The following is a 226-nucleotide window of genomic DNA, read 5'->3' as shown; positions in this document are numbered from 1 at the left end:
ACGGAGTTCAAAACCTTGTAGCTACTCCGGCTGGAGGTACTTGGGGTGGTGCTACTACTGATGGTACTTTCGACCCTTCAGCTCTTGGGGTGGGTACTTACAATGTTACTTATACCACCGATAATGGTGCCGGATGTATTCAAACTGTTGATATTGATATAATAGTAAATGATGTATGTGATGGAGAGGTTGCTCCTACTTTGGACCCTGCTGGACCTTTTACAAC

The 226-nt window shown here is 44.7% G+C and carries 1 protein-coding gene; it reads left to right on the top strand.

The annotated features are described in order from the left end of the window. Positions 1-226: hypothetical protein (locus RM520_RS15335; protein ID WP_311388580.1), on the top strand; the 226-nt coding region annotated here is incomplete at both ends.

Origin of the sequence: Croceitalea vernalis (assembly GCF_031846405.1) — a bacterium.
Classification (GTDB): Bacteria; Bacteroidota; Bacteroidia; order Flavobacteriales; family Flavobacteriaceae; genus Croceitalea; species Croceitalea vernalis.
The sequence above is the reverse complement of the archived record's forward strand: the minus strand, read 5'-3'. Positions and strand labels throughout refer to the sequence as shown.